This is a genomic window from Roseateles sp. P4_D2, assembly GCF_056401875.1.
Map to the genome: position 1 here is coordinate 47540 of NZ_JBFUIM010000018.1, position 14732 is coordinate 62271.

Below are 14732 nucleotides of genomic sequence, written 5' to 3' on the forward strand. Positions count from 1 at the left end.
TCAACCTTCCGACAAAGAAGCTTTCCGTTTTTTACCGTCGACAACGTCGAAGGACTCTCCAGCCGCCCCGTTCCGTTCAGCGTGAGCGGCGCCGCCAGCAATCCGTCCCAGCAGCCATGCTTCCGCATTGCTCTGAAGCTCGGTGGCCCTCGCGCTGCGCCGCAACTGCTCTGCCGACTGTCTGGCGATCTTTTCCAATGTGCGCTGGACGGCGTGGCTTTGTTTCAGTTCAGCCACCGCTGCATCCACCTGCTCGCGACACGCCTGCTGAGCGTGCTCGGCTTTCACGGCCTCGTCGCTCAGGAAGCCGTGGAAGCGCAAGTACACCGCATCGATTTCCCGGCTCGAGGCGGCAGCATGGCGCCGATTCGCCCAGTCCTGGCGCAACGACTTGAGGTCCCCCATCGCGCTGTCCCTGAGTTGCTCAGCCTCGAACAGCTCGTCCCATGCATGCCGGGTGCGCTGGAGGTGATCCAGGGTCTTGGCCTGGTGAGCCCGGACCGCGGTATGAAGCCAAGTCTTGCGCGGCTTCATGAGGCGGCCTGCCTGGCGAGCGCATGAGCCAATGCCGTGCGCGTTTCTTGAAGGGTGGAGCGGGCTGCCGTCGCCTGTCGCAGGAAACCGTTGATGCGGTCCCAGTTCTGAAGCGCGTGATCCAACGATGGATTGCTGCCGGCCTTGTACAGGCCCATGTCCACCATTTCATGCTGACGCTTGTGGACCGCGAGCAGCGAGCGAAGCTGCTGAGCCAGTTCGTGATCACCAGCGTCCAGCAGATCCGCGTCGAGGCGGCTGACGCTGCTCAGGACGTCGATGGCCGGGTAGTGGCCACCACTGGCCAGTTCGCGGCTCAGAACGATGTGCCCGTCCAGCGTGGCCCGCAGCGCATCCGCGACGGGCTCATTCATGTCGTCGCCTTCCACCAGCACGGTGTACAGCGCGGTGATCGATCCCATTCCCTGCAGGCCGCCGCAGCGCTCGCACAGAGAGGGAATTGCGGAGAACACCGACGGCGTGTAGCCGCGTGCGGTAGGGGGCTGACCTGCCGCGAGGTCGATCTCGCGCCTGGCCATGGCGAAGCGGGTGATCGAATCCATCATCAACAACACATGCCGTCCCTCGGCCCGGAAGTACTCGGCAATGCTGGTCGCGGTTTGCGCGGCGCGAGCACGCACGACCGCGGGTTGCTCGGCAGTCGCGACAACGATCACCGTACGCGCCAGCGCCTCGGGGCTGAGCCGCTTCTCGATGAAATCCTGCACTTCGCGACCACGCTCGCCGATCAAAGCGATCACGGCGACATCCGCCGTCAGGTTGCGCGCCAGCATGCCCAGCAGGGAGCTCTTGCCAACGCCGCTGCCCGCGAAGATGCCCATGCGCTGGCCCTTGCCCAGCGGCAGCATGGCGTCGATGGCACGGATGCCCGTCTCCAGCGATTCGCTGATAGGGGCGCGGGCAAGCGGGTTGAGGGGAGGCGGATGTAGCGGCATCTCCAGCGTTGGCCCCACCGGAACTATTTCCAGCGGGCGAGCAAAAGCGTCGACCACTCGGCCCAGCAAGCCTGGGCCGACATGCACGCTGGGCTGAGCGTCCAAAGCAAGCACTTCGGTTCCGACGATCAAACCCTTGCAGTGCCCATACGGCATCAGCGTCACACGTTGGTCGTGGATGGCGACAACCTCGGCCTCGATGCGGTCGCCCTCAGGCGTGCGCAGCTCGCAAATATCGCCAAGGGCCACCGCCGGACCCGAGGATTCGACGCCGAGGTCCGTCACGCGCGTGACCCGTCCCACGCGCCTGTACATCGGCAGTCGAGCGAGCGCTTGGGGCCAGGTAGACACAGCTCAGCCTTTGGTCCCGGCGCGTTCGCGCCGGGCAGTGTCCAGGGTCTCGCGCAACAGGGCGAGCTGCACCTCAAGGCGCGCATCCAGAGTCTGGAGGTCGGATTGAATCAGGCACCCGCCCAGGCTGACGCGGTCGGAGGCCGCGAAGCTCAATCCCTGCGGCCAGTTTTCCGCTTCGGTCGCCCGGCAGGCCTGGAGGCCGGCCAGGTCCTGCGCATGCAGCAAGACGGTCAGGAGCCCCTCCACCTGCGCCTCATCGAGGACTCGCCGCACGACAGCGGCAACGTCTTCAGGCGCCTGCTGCCCCAGCAGGCGTGCGATGGCGATGAACGTCCACTCGGTGACCTCCGCCGCCAGCCGCTCACGCAGCGTCTGCGCCTGGCCGGCCAGGGCAGTCGCCAGGCCCCGCCATTTCTCGGCCTGTTCCTTGACATGCCGGTCCTGGCGCTCCTTGAGCTCCAGGTCGAACCGCGCCTTGGCCTCGCGCTCCGCCTGTTGCTGCGCGGCCTGCTGAGCCGCCCGGCGGCCCTGCTCTTCGCCTTCCTTGCGGCCTTGCTCCATGCAACGCGTCTTCAGCAGCTCCAGCTCGGACTGGCTGATCCAGACGCCTGGCTCGGTGGGCTGCTCGACGGGTTGCGTCGTCTCGCCGCGCAAGATGACGCGTGACGCAAGGGCATCCATTGCGTGGCCGGCCTTCAGCACTGATACGGCCTTCACGACGCGGCCTCCGGCAGCTGCGCCAGCTCACGCCAGCTTTGCATCACAGCCTCATGGAGTGCGGGCGTCCAGCCAGGCCCGGCGACAGCACTGGGGCGAGCCAGGAGTTCATGAGGCCAATGCTGCAGGACGGCGTCCCGTTGCGGCACGGGCAGTGCGGCGAGGAGCAGGCTCTGCACCGCGGGGGCCTCGTCTGCAAGTACCAAGCAAAGGGCTCGCGCCTCGCCCGTCGACATCGGATGGTCCGGCGCAGCCTCGCTCAGCGCAACCCGGATCACCTCGTCATCGGGCGGTATGCCCAGCTCGCTCAACTCGGCCAGAAGCTCGCCCAGCGTCTGCCGAGACGGCACCGGCAGCTGATTCAGCAGCCATTCGCGATCCGCTTGGCCAAGCGCATGCAGGGCCAGCGCGGCGCGGCGCAAGCCTGCAGGAGTGTCCGAATCCAGGTTCATGCCTGCGGTTCCAGCCATTGCTTCAGCTTGGCCAGCATGGCCTCGCGCTCACGCTCGCTGAGCGAGGGCCCGACAGCAGCCTTCGGCGCACGCCGGGTCCACCACAGCACGCCGACGACAACCAGCGTCAAGGCCAGCATGACGGTGAGAACCACCGCCACTGGCGCCGCTGCCCGCTCGGCGACAGGCTCGCTGGAACGCGCGCGCGGAGTGAGCGGTTGGGGCGTGGTGACAGCTACCTGGCTGGCCGCCGCAACCGGCACAGATGCGGCCGCTCCCAGTTCGGCCATCGAATGCACCGCCACCACGTCGCCACGCGAAGGTTGGAGGCCCACGGCCGTCGCGACAAGTTGGCGCACGCGCGCAATCTCAGCTTCTCCCAGATTGCGCCTGACCACGACCGCCACGTTGAGACGCGAGATCTGGCCGCCCTGCGACACCGTTTGAGCCACGCGCTTGCCAGGCTGGTAGTCGGTCTCCTGGGTCTGCACCTGCGTGGAAGCGCCGCCATTCGCGTTCGCGTCGCCAGCAGGCTCCTTGACCACGGTGCGTTCACGCGTGATGACACCCGCGAGATGACCTCCGCGCTCGCCTTGCGGCGCGCCCAAGACTTCTTCCGTCGTCACGCGCGACTGTTCGTGATTGAGCACCACGTCCACCGCGACCATCGCTTCGCCAGGCTGGAACATCTGGTCGAGCAGGCGCGCCGCCTTGCGCGAGAGATGCGCTTCCAGGCCCTGGCGCGCATCGAGCTGGCCGGCTGCCTGGGTCGTGTCCTCACCACCGGCCTTCGACAACACGACACCGTGCTGGTCCAGCACCGTGACGTCATCAGGCTTGATTTCAGGCACAGACGCCGCAATCAGGCGTTGGATGCCCACGACCTGATCGGCACGCAGGGACTGGCCGCCCTTGAGAGACACGCTGACCGACGCCTTGGCCTTGGGGCCGTCCTTGCGAAACAGGGTCTGATCAGGCAGCGCCAGGTGAATCCGGGCGTCCTGGACCTGGTCGATGGCGAGGATGGTTCTCGTCAACTCACCCTGCAGCGCGCGCTGGTAGTTGACCTTCTGCACAAAGTCGCTGACGCCGAAATCAGCGTTGTTGAAGAGCTCGAACCCCACGGCGCCATGCAACGGCAGCTGCTTGCCCATCACCGCCAGCCGCGTGCGGTGCACGCTGTCCGCCGCGACGAGGATGGCGCGGCCATCCTCGCTCAGGCTGTAGGGTTGCTTGAGCTTGTCCAGCTCGGCGGTCAGCACCGCCGCGTCACGCTCGGCCAGGTCGGAGAACAAGACCGCCTTGGGTGCGCGCTGGGCCCACCATGCAAAAGCCAGGACGATTGCAAGGATGGCTGCCAAGCCCAGGCCAAAGCCCAGCTTCTTGCGGGCCGACCATCCAGCGAAGAAACCGCCCAACATCGCGGTTCGAGATTGCGTTGCCATCAAATTACACCTGCATGCGCATCACTTCTTGATACGCCTCCAACACTCGGGACCGCACCTGACTGGCGACTTGAAGCGCCAACCGGGCCTGCTCCAGTTGCAACATCACGTCGTGCAGGTTTTCGGCCGTGCCCGACGCCAGCTTGTTGATGCCTTGCTCAGCGCTGACCAGTTGCGTGTTCAGGCTGCCAAGCTCCCGCTCCACCCAGTTTGCAAAGCCCGGTGCCGCAGCACCCGTGACGCCAACTTGCGGCGTCTGCAGCGCCTGGGGCTGAATGGCCTCAAGGGCCTCGATCGCTTGAAAGCTCATCCCTGGCCTCCCAGATCCAGCGCCTTGGCGGCCATGGCCCTGGCGGTACTCGCCACCGCCACGTTCGCTTCGTAGGCCCGCAGCGCCGTGCTCACGCTGACCATTTCGGTGGCCTGATCGACCGGGGCGTAGGCCACGAACCCCTGTGCATTGGCATGGGGATGCCCTGGGTCATGCACCAGGCGAGCAGCCAGATCCGCCGCAACAAGCTTGACTTCGCGTGGCAGCACCGCAGGCTCGGCAAGCCCCAGCGCGCGATTGAAGTTCACCTGCAGGGGTTGGGCGACAACCTTTTGAACCGCATAGGGCGCCTGACCGGCGGGCGCACTGCTGTGCATGTTCGCGAGATTGAGCGCGGCGACATCGACGCGGCGCTTCTCGAAGTCCATGCCGGCGGCGGCAATCTGAAATACGGCGCGGTAGTCCATCAGCGACGACCCTCCTGCACGGCCACGGAAAGGATGCTCAGCTGCCGGCCCATGGCCTTCAGGAGCGCCTGGTACTGCAAGCTGTTGCTTGACAGCGCAGCCATCTCGGCATCGAGTGCGATAGCGCTGTCAGTCGTGGCCACAACCTGTGGCGCCGGAACGTTCTCGGCCTTGAAGCCGCGGCCCGCCGCCAGTTCGGTCTGGACGTCGCCGAGCAGCTCTTCGAACTGCACACGCAGGGCCTTGGCGCCAGTGACGTTGGCGTTCGCGATGTTCTGCGCAATGGCCTGGTGCCTCATCGCGCCGGCATCCAGGGCACGGCTCACCAGTTGCAAGGTGGCAGGGTCAATGAAGTTCAAGAGTGCTCCCTGGGTTTACTGAACGATCAACTCGGCATGCAGGGCACCCGCCGCCTTGATCGCCTGAAGAATGGAAATCATGTCGCGCGGCGCCGTCTTGCCTTTGGCCAGCAACTGAACCAAATCGGACACCCGTGTCGGCCCGGCCGGTACGAACTTGGGTGCCACCGGCTCCTGCACCCGCAGCTGGCTGTTCGTATAGACCTCGGTCCTGACGCCCGCGCCGGGCGCACGCAAAAGCATGGGCTGGGACACCGCGGTTTCGGCGGTGACGGTCACCTTGGTCTCGCCCACGACGACGGCCACCGGCGAAATGCGCACATCGCCACCGGCGACGAGGGTGCCGGTGCGCTCGTTGATGACGACACGCGCGTGATGGTCCGGCTCGACGGCCAGCGCTTCGATCTGCCGCACGAAGGCAGGCACCTTGGCGCGATAGCCGCGCGGGACCTGCACTTCGACGGCGCCGGCATCGCGCACCTCAGCCAGCTCGGCACCAAAGCTCTCGTTGATGCGGTCCGCCATGCGGCCGGCGGTGCCGAAGTCGGCCTGGTTCAGCACCAGCGAAAGCACGGGCTGAGCTTCTGGCTCCTCCTGCAATGCCACTTCGACCGTGCCGCCGCCGCTGATGAGCCCGGCCGTCGGGTGGTTCTTCTGCACCTGGTTGCCTTGCGCGTCGTGCCGGAAGCCGCCCACCGTCATCGCTCCCTGGGCCAGCACATAGACACGGCCGTCCGCGCCCTTGAGCGGAGCCATCAGCAAGGTGCCGCCCTCGAGGCTGCGCGCATCGCCCACGGAGCTCACCGAGACGTCGACGTGGTCCCCCGGGCGGGCAAAGGCTGGCAGGCTCGCGGTGACCATCACGACCGCGACGTTGCGGCTGGCGATGTCATCCGACGCAATGTTGAGATCGAACCGATTCAGCAGGTTGGACAGCGTGACGCGCGTCGCCTTGCTGCGCGAACTGTCGCCCGACCCGGACAGGCCGGTCACCACGCCATAGCCCACCAGGGCGTTCTCGCGCTGGGCACCGACGCGAGCAAGGTCCTTGAGCCGCACAGACTGTGCCTGGGCGGGCAGCACGGCAGCAAGAGCAAGGCAAAGAAAGATCGCCGCACGCATGTCAAATCCCGAAGAGGCTCAGCAGCTTCTGCCACCAGCGTGGGCGCTGCATGTCGCCGAGCACGCCGTCGCCCACGAAAGCCAGCCTGGCGTCGGCCAGCCGGCTCGACAGCACGACGTTCTGCTCGCTGACATCACGCGGGCGCACGCGGCCCTCGGCGCGGATCGTCTGCTTCTCGCCATTGATCTCGAGCAGCTGCTCGCCCCCCACACGCAGGTCGCCGTTGGGCAAAACCTCCCGAACCAGCACCGTGATCTGCGCCAGCACACGGCCGGCACGCTGCGTGCGGCCGGTGCCGTTGAAGTCGTTGCTGGCCGTGGCACCCGCGCTCTTGTTCCAGCTGGGCAGGCTGATGCCGAGGCCCACGCTGGAATCGCGGTTCGTGCCGGTATCGGCCGACGTCGTGGCCGACGTGCTTTCGTAGACCATGATCGTCAGCACTTCGCCGACCTCGAAGCGACGCCGGTCGGCGGTGAGCGACTGGAACTGCGCGTCGGAATACAAGCTGCCCCGTGCTCGCGGGCGTGGCGCCGGCCCCGCTGGCGCGACCGGGCTGGCCGATGCCGCTGCTGGCAGCGCGGCCACGCTCTCAGCCTGGGGCGCCGGGGCATCGAACTGGTCGGCACATGCCCCGGCGCAGAACAAGGCCAAGGCGGCGAAAAGGATCTTCATTCGCTCACCACCATCAAGGTTTGCGCATCGACCAGCCGCCCTTCAAGCGGCGTGGTGCGGCCGGTTGCCTGCGCTCTCGCAACTTCACCAACGCGACTGGGTGCCAACAGCTGCGCGGGCATACGAATCTCCATCGCACCCTGCGCCAGAACGGCGGTGACGCGGTCGCCCCGCACCAGCGCGCCGGCAGGCAGCAAAGCGACCGCGGTCAGGATGTCTCCGGCTCGCACGGCGCTGCGCAGTCGCCCCTGCGGTTGGGCCTGCGCATCCGCGGCCTGCACGGCCATTCCCTCGGGCCAGCGCCGCGACTGCAACTCCAGATCGCCCGGCTGAAGTTCGGCTCCCGGCTCCAGATTGCGCACACCGACCCAGGCCGGCGCCGTCCAGGCCACGGACAACGGCACCTGCTGGACATAGGAACGCCCCTGGCCGACCTGCACACGCACGGGCCAGGTCAAGGCCCCGCTGCGCGGCACCTGCCCCTTGGGCCAGTCCATGGCGCTCAACGAAGCGTCGGCCGGCAAGGGTTGGCCCACCGAGGCGCGGCAGCGCATGTCGGCAGCCAGGCCGCGGGCTTGGGCAAACCGCTGCAGGCCTGCCTCGGCCACATCGCACAAGGGATTGGCCTGAGCGCAAGCGGCAAGGGTCATGCCGCAGATCGCAAGGACGACGGCGCGGTTCATTTGCGCAGGTTGTTGGTCATGCCGGCGATCTCATCGGCCGCCTGCATGACCTTGACGTTCATTTCGTAGGCGCGTTGGGCCACCATCAGCTGCACCATCTCTTCCACCAGCTGGACGTTGGATGCCTCCTGATAGCCCTGCTTCACGCGCCCTGCTCCGGCTTCGCCGGGAGGTGCCAACGTGGCCTCGCCTGAACCCGCACTGGCTCGCCACAGGCCCTCGCCGGTCGGCGTCAGCGCGGAGGGGCTGGCGAACACGGCCAGCTCGATGCGCCCCAAGGTCGTGATGCGGCCGGCGTCATCACGCCCCGTGACCTGGCCGTCTTCGCCAATGCTGAAGCTGCGAACGTCGGTGGGCACATGGATGTGCTGGCGCAGCACAAAGCCCTCAGACGCCGCCAGCAACCGGTCGGCGTTGATCTCAAGCCGGGCACTGCGCGTGAACGCCGGGCTGCCGTCGGGCAGTTGCACCTCAAGGAAGCCGTCACCCTGGACGGCGACGGACATCGTGTCGTCGACGCGGCGCAGCTCGCCCGCCACGAAGGAGCGCTGCACGGCGCCGATCTTGACGCCGGCCGACACCGTCGAAACCTCGGCCGACTGCTGGCCATCGAGGCCGGCGCTGACCAGGTCGCCAAAGCGCAGGTTGCTGCGCTTGAAGCCCGGTGTGCTGGCATTCGCGACGTTGTTTGCAATCGTGTCGAGCTGGGCCGTCTGGGCCTTCATCCCCGTCGCGGCGATGTAGAGGGCGTCGTTCATGTGTTCTCCCCGAAGCGACGGATCGCGGTCGCCTGCATGTCGTCGGCGGCCTGGAACAGGCGCACCATGGTTTCGGCGTGGCGGGTGGTGCTCATCAAGGTCACCATCTCCTGGCTGGGGACAACGTTGGATTGCTCCAGGTGCCCGCTGCGCACGCCAATCGCTGCAGACTCGGCTTCCCATTGGCTGTTGTCCGCGGCATAGAGCCCGTCACCCAAGGGACGCAGGGCCACATTGGCCTTGGTGCCGATGAGTCGCAGCGCGTCGAGCACCTGGCCCTGCTGCTTGAGCTGGCCCTGGGCATCGATCTCCAAGCCGGCGCGTTGGTCCGCGCGCAGACTGATCGCTCCGCGGGTGCCCATGACCTTGTGGCCTGCCAGCGTGCGCAGCAGCCCTTGCGCGTCGATCTGAAGCGTGCCTTGGCGGCTCAATGCCTGGCTGCCGTCATCGGCATCGAGCAGCAGATAGCGCCCGTCCGGCAGGGCAACATCCAGCGCCTGGCCGGTCGCATTGAGCTTGCCTGTGCGGGCGTCTGTCTGCACTTGCAGTTCGCTCGTTGCGCTCATCAGGTCGGCGAACGGCATCTGTACCGCGACCTGGCGCTTGTAGCCTGGCGTGGAAAGATTGGCGACGTTGTGGCTGGTCAGCTTGAGCCGATCCAGGTCGTGCTGCAAGCCGATAGCAGCAATTTCCATGGCGTTCATGTAGAGCTTTCGTTGGCTGGCAGGTTGAGGCTGCCAAAGGCCTTGAGCGAGATCAGGTTGGGCACCTCGGTGACTGCCAGGATGCGCATATGCGGCAGCGCACGCTCCGTGAGGCTGCGCAGATGGCGCCGCAGGTCAGGTGCGCAGAGCAGCACGGGCAGCAAGTTGCTGCGCACCATCTGCTCGGCCAGCACGATGGCCCGCGCCAGCAACTGCTCGACAAAACGGGGGTCGGTCGGCGTGGCGTCCTGCGTGCCCTGGCGCAGGCGTTGCTCCACGGTCGGGTCGAGCGTCAGCACGTGCAGGGCCTGGGCCTCGCCCATGAGCTGCTGGCAGATCGACGCCCCGAGCCGCTGTCGTACCGCTTCAGTGAGCAGTGCCGCATCCTTGGTGCCCCGGCCCGCGTCGGCCAGCGTCTCGATGATGCCCTCGACCTGCACCAGGCTGACCTTTTCGCGCAGCAGGGCTTGGAAGACCTTCTGCACATCGACGACGCCCAGCACCGTGGGCACCAGTTCTTCGACCAGGCCCGGTTGGGCCTCTCTGACCCGATTGAGCAGGCGGTCCGTCTCGGCACGCGTGACCAGGTTGGCGCAATGCTGGCGCACCGTCTCGCTCAGATGGGTGACGAAGACCGTGGGCGTATCGACCAGCGTGTAGCGCGCCGCGCGCGCCTTCTCGCGCTCACTTTCTTCGATCCACACGGCCGGCAGCCCGTAGGTCGGCTCCCGCGTCTCGATGCCCTTGAGGTGCTTGGTATCGCCGCTGGGATGGATGGCCAGCAGCTTGTCCTCATGCAACTCGCCGCGGCCATAGACCACGCCATAGATGGCCAGCTCGTAGGCGTTCGCCGCCAGGCGGGCTTCGTTGATGAAGCGCACAGCGGGCAGCAGCAGCCCGAAGTCCTGGGCGAACTGCTTGCGCAGCGCGGCGATGCGCTGCATGAAGGCCGATTCCTCGCCTTGGGCCAACGTGGAAAGCGCGCTGCCGATGCGCACCTCGACCGGATGGACCCGCGGCACCAGATCGTCGCCCTTGGGCTGTTCTTCTGTCGAGGTGTCGGCTGCTGCCTCATTGGCGTCGCGGTCGCGAAGGCCGGCCATCAGGGCCAGCAGAGCAAGGACAGCCGCCACCGTGAGCACGGGCAGCGCGGGAATGCCCGGCAGCATCAACAGCACCATCAACGCGCCCACTACCAGCCAGATCGCCTTTGGGAAGCTGGTGAGCTGCTTGAGCACCTCGCCGCTGAGGTTGCTGTCCGAGGCCGAGCGGGTGACGATGATGCCGGTGCCGACTGAAATGACCAGCGCCGGAATCTGCGTGACGATGCCGTCGCCCACGGTCAGCAGCGTGAAGGTCTGCAGCGCCTCGCTCCAGCCCATGCCGCGCTGCATCACGCCGATGACGAGGCCGCCGACGATGTTGATGAGCAGGATGATGATGCCGGCCACGGCATCGCCCTTGACGAACTTGCTGGCGCCGTCCATGGCACCGTAGAAGGCTGCCTGGCGCTCCAGCGTCTTGCGGCGCGCTTGAGCTTCGGCCTGGTCGATGAAGCCCATGTTCAGGTCGGCATCGATGCTCATCTGCTGGCCGGGCATGCTGTCCAGCGTGAAGCGCGCCGCCACCTCCGACACACGCTGCGCGCCACTGGTCACGACGACGTACTGCACGACGACCAGGATCAGGAAGACGATCAGGCCAATGACGAAGTTGCCCGCGACGACATAGGAGCCCACCGCCCCAATCACCTGGCCGGCGCCAGCGTCCGTCAGGATCAGGCGCGTGGCGGCGACGTTCAGAGACAGCCGGAACAGCGTGGCGATCAGCAGCAGCGACGGGAAGGTCGAGAACTCCACCGGCCGATGCATGTAGAAGGTCAGCATCAGCAGCGTCAGCGCGAAGCCGACGTTGGCCAGGATCAGGAAGTCCAGCAGGCCCGCGGGGATGGGCGCGAACAGTATCGTGAGCACACCCAGCACCAGCACGACGAGCAACACGTCGGAATGGCGGCCGAACGCCTGGCGCAAGCTGTTCATGCCGGCCTCATGCCGTTGCGGGCTTCGCGCAGGCTGCGCAGCCACACCAGGATGCGCGCCACCGGCGGGTACCACTGCTCCGGCACATAGGCATCCTGCGGCACCTCCTTGTAGAGGGCCCGGGCCAGGCGCGGGCTGTGCACGATGGGCACGCCGGCCTTGTTGGCGGCGCGGCGGATCTGCCGCGCCAACATGCCCGCGCCCTTGGCCACGACCAGCGGCGCAGGCGTCACGCCATGCTCGTAGCGGAGCGCCACGGCCACGTGCGTGGGGTTGGTGACGACCACCTGCGCATCGGGCACCTTGCGCACCGAGCTGGCGGCCTTCAGGAACTGCATGCGGATTTCGCGCTGGCGGTTGCGGATGCGCGGGTCACCTTCGCGGTTCTTGTGCTCGTCCTCGATCTCGCGCTTGCTCATGCGCAGGTTGCGCAGGAAGTCCCAACGCACGAACAGCAGGTCCACCAGCACGAAAACGAGCAGCACCGCGCACAGCTTGGCCATCAGGCCGCCGGAGGACTCCATCACACGGAAGAGCAGCGCCTTGCCCGGCAGCCCCAGCAGCTTCAAGGCGCCCGGCATCAAGGCCTGGAGCGCCAGATAGGCCGTGCCGATCAGCGCCGCCAGCTTGAACGTGCTCTTGAAAGCCTCATAGACCACGCGCATCGAGAACAGCTTCTTGAAGCCCTGCGCCGGGTTCAGCCGCGTGAAGTCCGGCGTGATCGGCGACGACGAGAACACCAGCCCACCGCTTTGAAGCAGCCCTGCCATCAGCGCCACGACGGCCACCGCGAACAGCAGAGGCGCCAGCACGAGCATGGCTTCGTGCAGCTCTTTCCCGATCAGTTGCGAGGCAGCGGCGGGATCGTCCATCAGGCTGGGTGCCGACGCCAACCCGCGCGCCAACAGCCCGGCCAGCCCTTTGACGGCCGGCGACAGCATGGCGTAGCAGGCCAGCATCGCCGTGACCAGCACCGCAAAGCTCGCTGCGTCCTGGCTGCGCGCCACCTGGCCGCGCTTGCGCGCCTCGTCGAGCTTGTGAGGCGTGGCCTGCTCATTGCGGTCGAGGTCCTGCTCTCGGCTCATGGTTGCACCACTTGCCAGAAGTCGAACACGCCGGCGTAGAGCTTCCTGAGCGCAGGCGCCATACCAGGCGCTGCAATGGCAAGAGTCGACAGACCCACCAGAGCTTTCACCGGCATGCCGATGAACAGCACATTCATCTGCGGCAGCACCCGAGAAACGAAGTCCAGCACCAGCTCGATCAGCAGCAGCATGAACATCGCAGGCGCGACCAGGACGACCGTCATGCTGAACATCGCACCCATGGCGCGCGCCAGGGCCGAGGCATCGGGCAAGCGCCAAAGCGCGCCAGGTGGCACCCATTGCGCCACCTGCGCGATGCCACGCAGCAGCGCATGGTGCCCGTCGACACCGAAGAACACGCTCATGCCCACCAGGGTCAGCGCGACGCCCATCACGGGCACGTTGGCGCGCGTCACGGGGTCCAGCACCGTCGCCATGCCAAAGCCCATCTGCAAGTCCAGCAGGCGCCCCGCCATGGCGAGTGCGGCAAAGGCGGCATGCAAGGACAGGCCAAGGAGCGCGCCCAAGGCGGCTTCACTCAGCAACAACAGGAATAGCCCGCCCAACCCCGCCGGCACCGCAGTGCGCAAGCCGAGTGCGGCACATAAGCTGCCAGACAGCGCGAGCGTGAACAGCACCCAGAAGATGGGCGGCGCTTTGACGGCCTGAGCCAGCGGGCTCAGGGTCAACAGGGCGCCGAGCCGCGCCCACAACAGGAGCACGGCCACCGCCCAAGCGGGGTCGATCCAGGGCATTGCCGTTACACCAGTCGGGGAATCGCGCGGATCAGGGCGCTGCTGTAGGCCACCAACTGGCCCAGCATCCACGGTCCCGCCAGCACCAGCACCGCCACGCTGGCCAGCAGCTTGGGGATGAAGGTGAGCGACATCTCCTGGATCTGCGTGACCACCTGGAAGATGCTCACGCCCAAACCCACGATCAAGACGGTCAACAGCAGCGGCGCGGAGACCATCACGGCCTTCCACATCAGCTGCGCGAATAGCTGCAGCGAAACATCTGGCGTCACAGCGCCACCCTCCCCAAAGCGTGCCCCGCTTGTTTTTCGTACGTCGGCGGTTTTGTTTTGCCGATCTTGCGAGGCGCGATTGTTCCGGCGAATCCGCGTTCGATTTAGCGGTTAGGGCCCCGTGCTTCAGGGGGCGGGCACCTAGGCAGGGGGTGGGTATGCCGCGGGTTCACACCATGTAAACGGTTACGCGAACGCCGTGCCTGCGAGGAGGGGTTGCGCGTGGATGCCGGCAGCTCCGCCGACGCTCTGAGCGACTCGAATTTCCAGCCGAAGCTGTCAGCCCTTAGCGGGTGTCAGTGTGGCTTGCCGCTCTGGGTATAGGCCGAAATGAAGAGATGGCTCGGGTCCGAGTCCGCTTCTGGGCCTTGCACTTCAGCAACCGGCGCGGGTGGCGTTTCGGCGGACGCCGGTGTTGCACTTGCCAAGGGCGGGTTCACACGGCCCGGCAGGTGTTCGATGGCATCGATGATGCGGCGCATCTCCGCGTTCAGCGGCGCGTTCTCCTGGTTTTTGGCGACCCCTTCACCCAGGACCTGGATCGCCGCATCGAACTCGTCAGCGATGAGATGCCGCATGCCGCGCTCGAACGTCGCCAGATAGGCCTGCGGGTGCCGCTCTCCCAACTCGGCCAGCGGCTGCCAGACCGCCTTGGCAGCCTCATGCTCCTGGGTCGTCACATGCAGCATGCCGAGTTGGAACCGCGCCAGCGGGAAGTCCGCTCCTCGCTCCACGGCCCTGGCCATGCTGGCCTTGGCCTCCTGCACCAGGCCGATCTGGGCGTACTCGCTGCCCAGCATGAACAGCGCCCTGGCCGAGACGTCGGCACGGCTGGCGGCTTCCTTCAGATAAGCCAGTGCGTGCCCTGCGTCTTTGCGGCGGGAAGCGTCCAGGGCCAAGGCGAGGAGTTCGGCTTGGGTCAAGTTGAGGAAAACGTCCGACATGGAGAGCGGGGGCGGTTGAGGCTGAAGCTAGGCGCGAGATTGTGCGGCGATCGAGCGTCATCGCCGGACGCCCTGAATGAGGGGTGGGCCGCGTCAGCATGCGTTGGAGTGCCGGGCAGCGCTCGCAGAAGGGACGGCGCGG

General features: G+C 66.7%; 18 protein-coding genes. All 18 read right to left on the reverse strand.

Annotated features, from left to right (window positions below):
* Window positions 1-534: a hypothetical protein gene (locus tag AC1DW0_RS26715; RefSeq protein ID WP_457323207.1), complete on the reverse strand. Its 534-nt coding sequence runs from the start codon at window positions 532-534 to the stop codon at window positions 1-3.
* Complete coding sequence (locus tag AC1DW0_RS26720; protein ID WP_477949045.1) at window positions 531-1805, reverse strand: FliI/YscN family ATPase; 1275 nt, start codon at window positions 1803-1805, stop codon at window positions 531-533. The genes AC1DW0_RS26715 and AC1DW0_RS26720 overlap by 4 nt, the downstream gene beginning before the upstream one ends.
* 39 nt (window positions 1806-1844) lie before the next feature.
* A complete protein-coding gene (locus AC1DW0_RS26725; RefSeq protein WP_477949047.1) occupies window positions 1845-2546 on the reverse strand; it encodes a FliH/SctL family protein in 702 nt (233 codons plus the stop codon).
* A gap of 11 nt (window positions 2547-2557) precedes the next feature.
* On the reverse strand, window positions 2558-3013 hold the full coding sequence (locus tag AC1DW0_RS26730; protein ID WP_477949049.1) for a hypothetical protein: 456 nt from the start codon (window positions 3011-3013) through the stop codon (window positions 2558-2560).
* Complete coding sequence (gene fliF, locus AC1DW0_RS26735) at window positions 3010-4458, reverse strand: flagellar basal-body MS-ring/collar protein FliF (RefSeq protein WP_477949051.1); 1449 nt, start codon at window positions 4456-4458, stop codon at window positions 3010-3012. The genes AC1DW0_RS26730 and fliF overlap by 4 nt, the downstream gene beginning before the upstream one ends.
* Before the next feature lie 4 nt (window positions 4459-4462).
* The gene (fliE, locus tag AC1DW0_RS26740; protein ID WP_457323202.1) at window positions 4463-4768 is read right to left on the reverse strand and encodes a flagellar hook-basal body complex protein FliE; all 306 of its coding nucleotides are present in this window, start codon (window positions 4766-4768) and stop codon (window positions 4463-4465) included.
* Window positions 4765-5196: a flagellar basal body rod protein FlgC gene (locus AC1DW0_RS26745; RefSeq protein WP_457323201.1), complete on the reverse strand. Its 432-nt coding sequence runs from the start codon at window positions 5194-5196 to the stop codon at window positions 4765-4767. The genes fliE and AC1DW0_RS26745 overlap by 4 nt, the downstream gene beginning before the upstream one ends.
* The gene (locus AC1DW0_RS26750) at window positions 5196-5555 is read right to left on the reverse strand and encodes a flagellar basal body rod protein FlgB (protein ID WP_457391243.1); all 360 of its coding nucleotides are present in this window, start codon (window positions 5553-5555) and stop codon (window positions 5196-5198) included. Before AC1DW0_RS26750 ends, AC1DW0_RS26745 begins: the two co-directional genes overlap by 1 nt.
* A 15-nt stretch (window positions 5556-5570) precedes the next feature.
* The gene (locus AC1DW0_RS26755; protein ID WP_477949054.1) at window positions 5571-6677 is read right to left on the reverse strand and encodes a flagellar basal body P-ring protein FlgI; all 1107 of its coding nucleotides are present in this window, start codon (window positions 6675-6677) and stop codon (window positions 5571-5573) included.
* Between the two features lies 1 nt (window position 6678).
* Complete coding sequence (locus tag AC1DW0_RS26760; RefSeq protein WP_477949056.1) at window positions 6679-7350, reverse strand: flagellar basal body L-ring protein FlgH; 672 nt, start codon at window positions 7348-7350, stop codon at window positions 6679-6681.
* Entirely contained in the window at window positions 7347-8033 is a 687-nt protein-coding gene (locus AC1DW0_RS26765) for a flagella basal body P-ring formation protein FlgA (protein ID WP_477949058.1), read from the reverse strand. Before AC1DW0_RS26765 ends, AC1DW0_RS26760 begins: the two co-directional genes overlap by 4 nt.
* Window positions 8030-8791, reverse strand: coding sequence for a flagellar hook-basal body protein (locus tag AC1DW0_RS26770; protein WP_477949060.1), 762 nt, complete (start codon window positions 8789-8791; stop codon window positions 8030-8032). Before AC1DW0_RS26770 ends, AC1DW0_RS26765 begins: the two co-directional genes overlap by 4 nt.
* The gene (locus tag AC1DW0_RS26775; protein WP_477949062.1) at window positions 8788-9495 is read right to left on the reverse strand and encodes a flagellar hook-basal body complex protein; all 708 of its coding nucleotides are present in this window, start codon (window positions 9493-9495) and stop codon (window positions 8788-8790) included. Before AC1DW0_RS26775 ends, AC1DW0_RS26770 begins: the two co-directional genes overlap by 4 nt.
* Window positions 9492-11534 carry a flagellar biosynthesis protein FlhA gene (locus AC1DW0_RS26780; protein WP_477949064.1) on the reverse strand — a complete coding sequence of 681 codons (2043 nt, stop codon included), beginning with the start codon at window positions 11532-11534 and terminating at the stop codon, window positions 9492-9494. Before AC1DW0_RS26780 ends, AC1DW0_RS26775 begins: the two co-directional genes overlap by 4 nt.
* Entirely contained in the window at window positions 11531-12619 is a 1089-nt protein-coding gene (locus AC1DW0_RS26785; RefSeq protein WP_477949066.1) for an EscU/YscU/HrcU family type III secretion system export apparatus switch protein, read from the reverse strand. Before AC1DW0_RS26785 ends, AC1DW0_RS26780 begins: the two co-directional genes overlap by 4 nt.
* On the reverse strand, window positions 12616-13374 hold the full coding sequence (locus AC1DW0_RS26790) for a flagellar biosynthetic protein FliR (RefSeq protein ID WP_457323195.1): 759 nt from the start codon (window positions 13372-13374) through the stop codon (window positions 12616-12618). The genes AC1DW0_RS26785 and AC1DW0_RS26790 overlap by 4 nt, the downstream gene beginning before the upstream one ends.
* Window positions 13375-13379: 5 nt before the next feature.
* On the reverse strand, window positions 13380-13646 hold the full coding sequence (gene fliQ, locus AC1DW0_RS26795) for a flagellar biosynthesis protein FliQ (protein ID WP_457323196.1): 267 nt from the start codon (window positions 13644-13646) through the stop codon (window positions 13380-13382).
* A 296-nt stretch (window positions 13647-13942) separates the two neighbouring features.
* Window positions 13943-14590 (reverse strand): tetratricopeptide repeat protein, encoded by a 648-nt coding sequence (locus AC1DW0_RS26800; protein ID WP_477949068.1) that lies wholly within the window; start codon window positions 14588-14590, stop codon window positions 13943-13945.
* Window positions 14591-14732 lie beyond the last annotated feature (142 nt).

What these genes read in the sequence shown, in the direction of transcription:
- AC1DW0_RS26715 (WP_457323207.1), bottom strand. Translation starts at nt 534, where the DNA reads ATGAAGCCGCGCAAGACTTGGCTTCATACCGCGGTCCGGGCTCACCAG.
- AC1DW0_RS26720 (WP_477949045.1), bottom strand. Translation starts at nt 1,805, where the DNA reads ATGTACAGGCGCGTGGGACGGGTCACGCGCGTGACGGACCTCGGCGTC.
- AC1DW0_RS26730 (WP_477949049.1), bottom strand. Translation starts at nt 3,013, where the DNA reads ATGAACCTGGATTCGGACACTCCTGCAGGCTTGCGCCGCGCCGCGCTG.
- fliF (WP_477949051.1), bottom strand. Translation starts at nt 4,458, where the DNA reads ATGGCAACGCAATCTCGAACCGCGATGTTGGGCGGTTTCTTCGCTGGA.
- fliE (WP_457323202.1), bottom strand. Translation starts at nt 4,768, where the DNA reads ATGAGCTTTCAAGCGATCGAGGCCCTTGAGGCCATTCAGCCCCAGGCG.
- AC1DW0_RS26745 (WP_457323201.1), bottom strand. Translation starts at nt 5,196, where the DNA reads ATGGACTACCGCGCCGTATTTCAGATTGCCGCCGCCGGCATGGACTTC.
- AC1DW0_RS26755 (WP_477949054.1), bottom strand. Translation starts at nt 6,677, where the DNA reads ATGCGTGCGGCGATCTTTCTTTGCCTTGCTCTTGCTGCCGTGCTGCCC.
- AC1DW0_RS26760 (WP_477949056.1), bottom strand. Translation starts at nt 7,350, where the DNA reads ATGAAGATCCTTTTCGCCGCCTTGGCCTTGTTCTGCGCCGGGGCATGT.
- AC1DW0_RS26765 (WP_477949058.1), bottom strand. Translation starts at nt 8,033, where the DNA reads ATGAACCGCGCCGTCGTCCTTGCGATCTGCGGCATGACCCTTGCCGCT.
- AC1DW0_RS26770 (WP_477949060.1), bottom strand. Translation starts at nt 8,791, where the DNA reads ATGAACGACGCCCTCTACATCGCCGCGACGGGGATGAAGGCCCAGACG.
- AC1DW0_RS26775 (WP_477949062.1), bottom strand. Translation starts at nt 9,495, where the DNA reads ATGAACGCCATGGAAATTGCTGCTATCGGCTTGCAGCACGACCTGGAT.
- AC1DW0_RS26780 (WP_477949064.1), bottom strand. Translation starts at nt 11,534, where the DNA reads ATGAACAGCTTGCGCCAGGCGTTCGGCCGCCATTCCGACGTGTTGCTC.
- AC1DW0_RS26785 (WP_477949066.1), bottom strand. Translation starts at nt 12,619, where the DNA reads ATGAGCCGAGAGCAGGACCTCGACCGCAATGAGCAGGCCACGCCTCAC.
- AC1DW0_RS26790 (WP_457323195.1), bottom strand. Translation starts at nt 13,374, where the DNA reads ATGCCCTGGATCGACCCCGCTTGGGCGGTGGCCGTGCTCCTGTTGTGG.
- AC1DW0_RS26800 (WP_477949068.1), bottom strand. Translation starts at nt 14,590, where the DNA reads ATGTCGGACGTTTTCCTCAACTTGACCCAAGCCGAACTCCTCGCCTTG.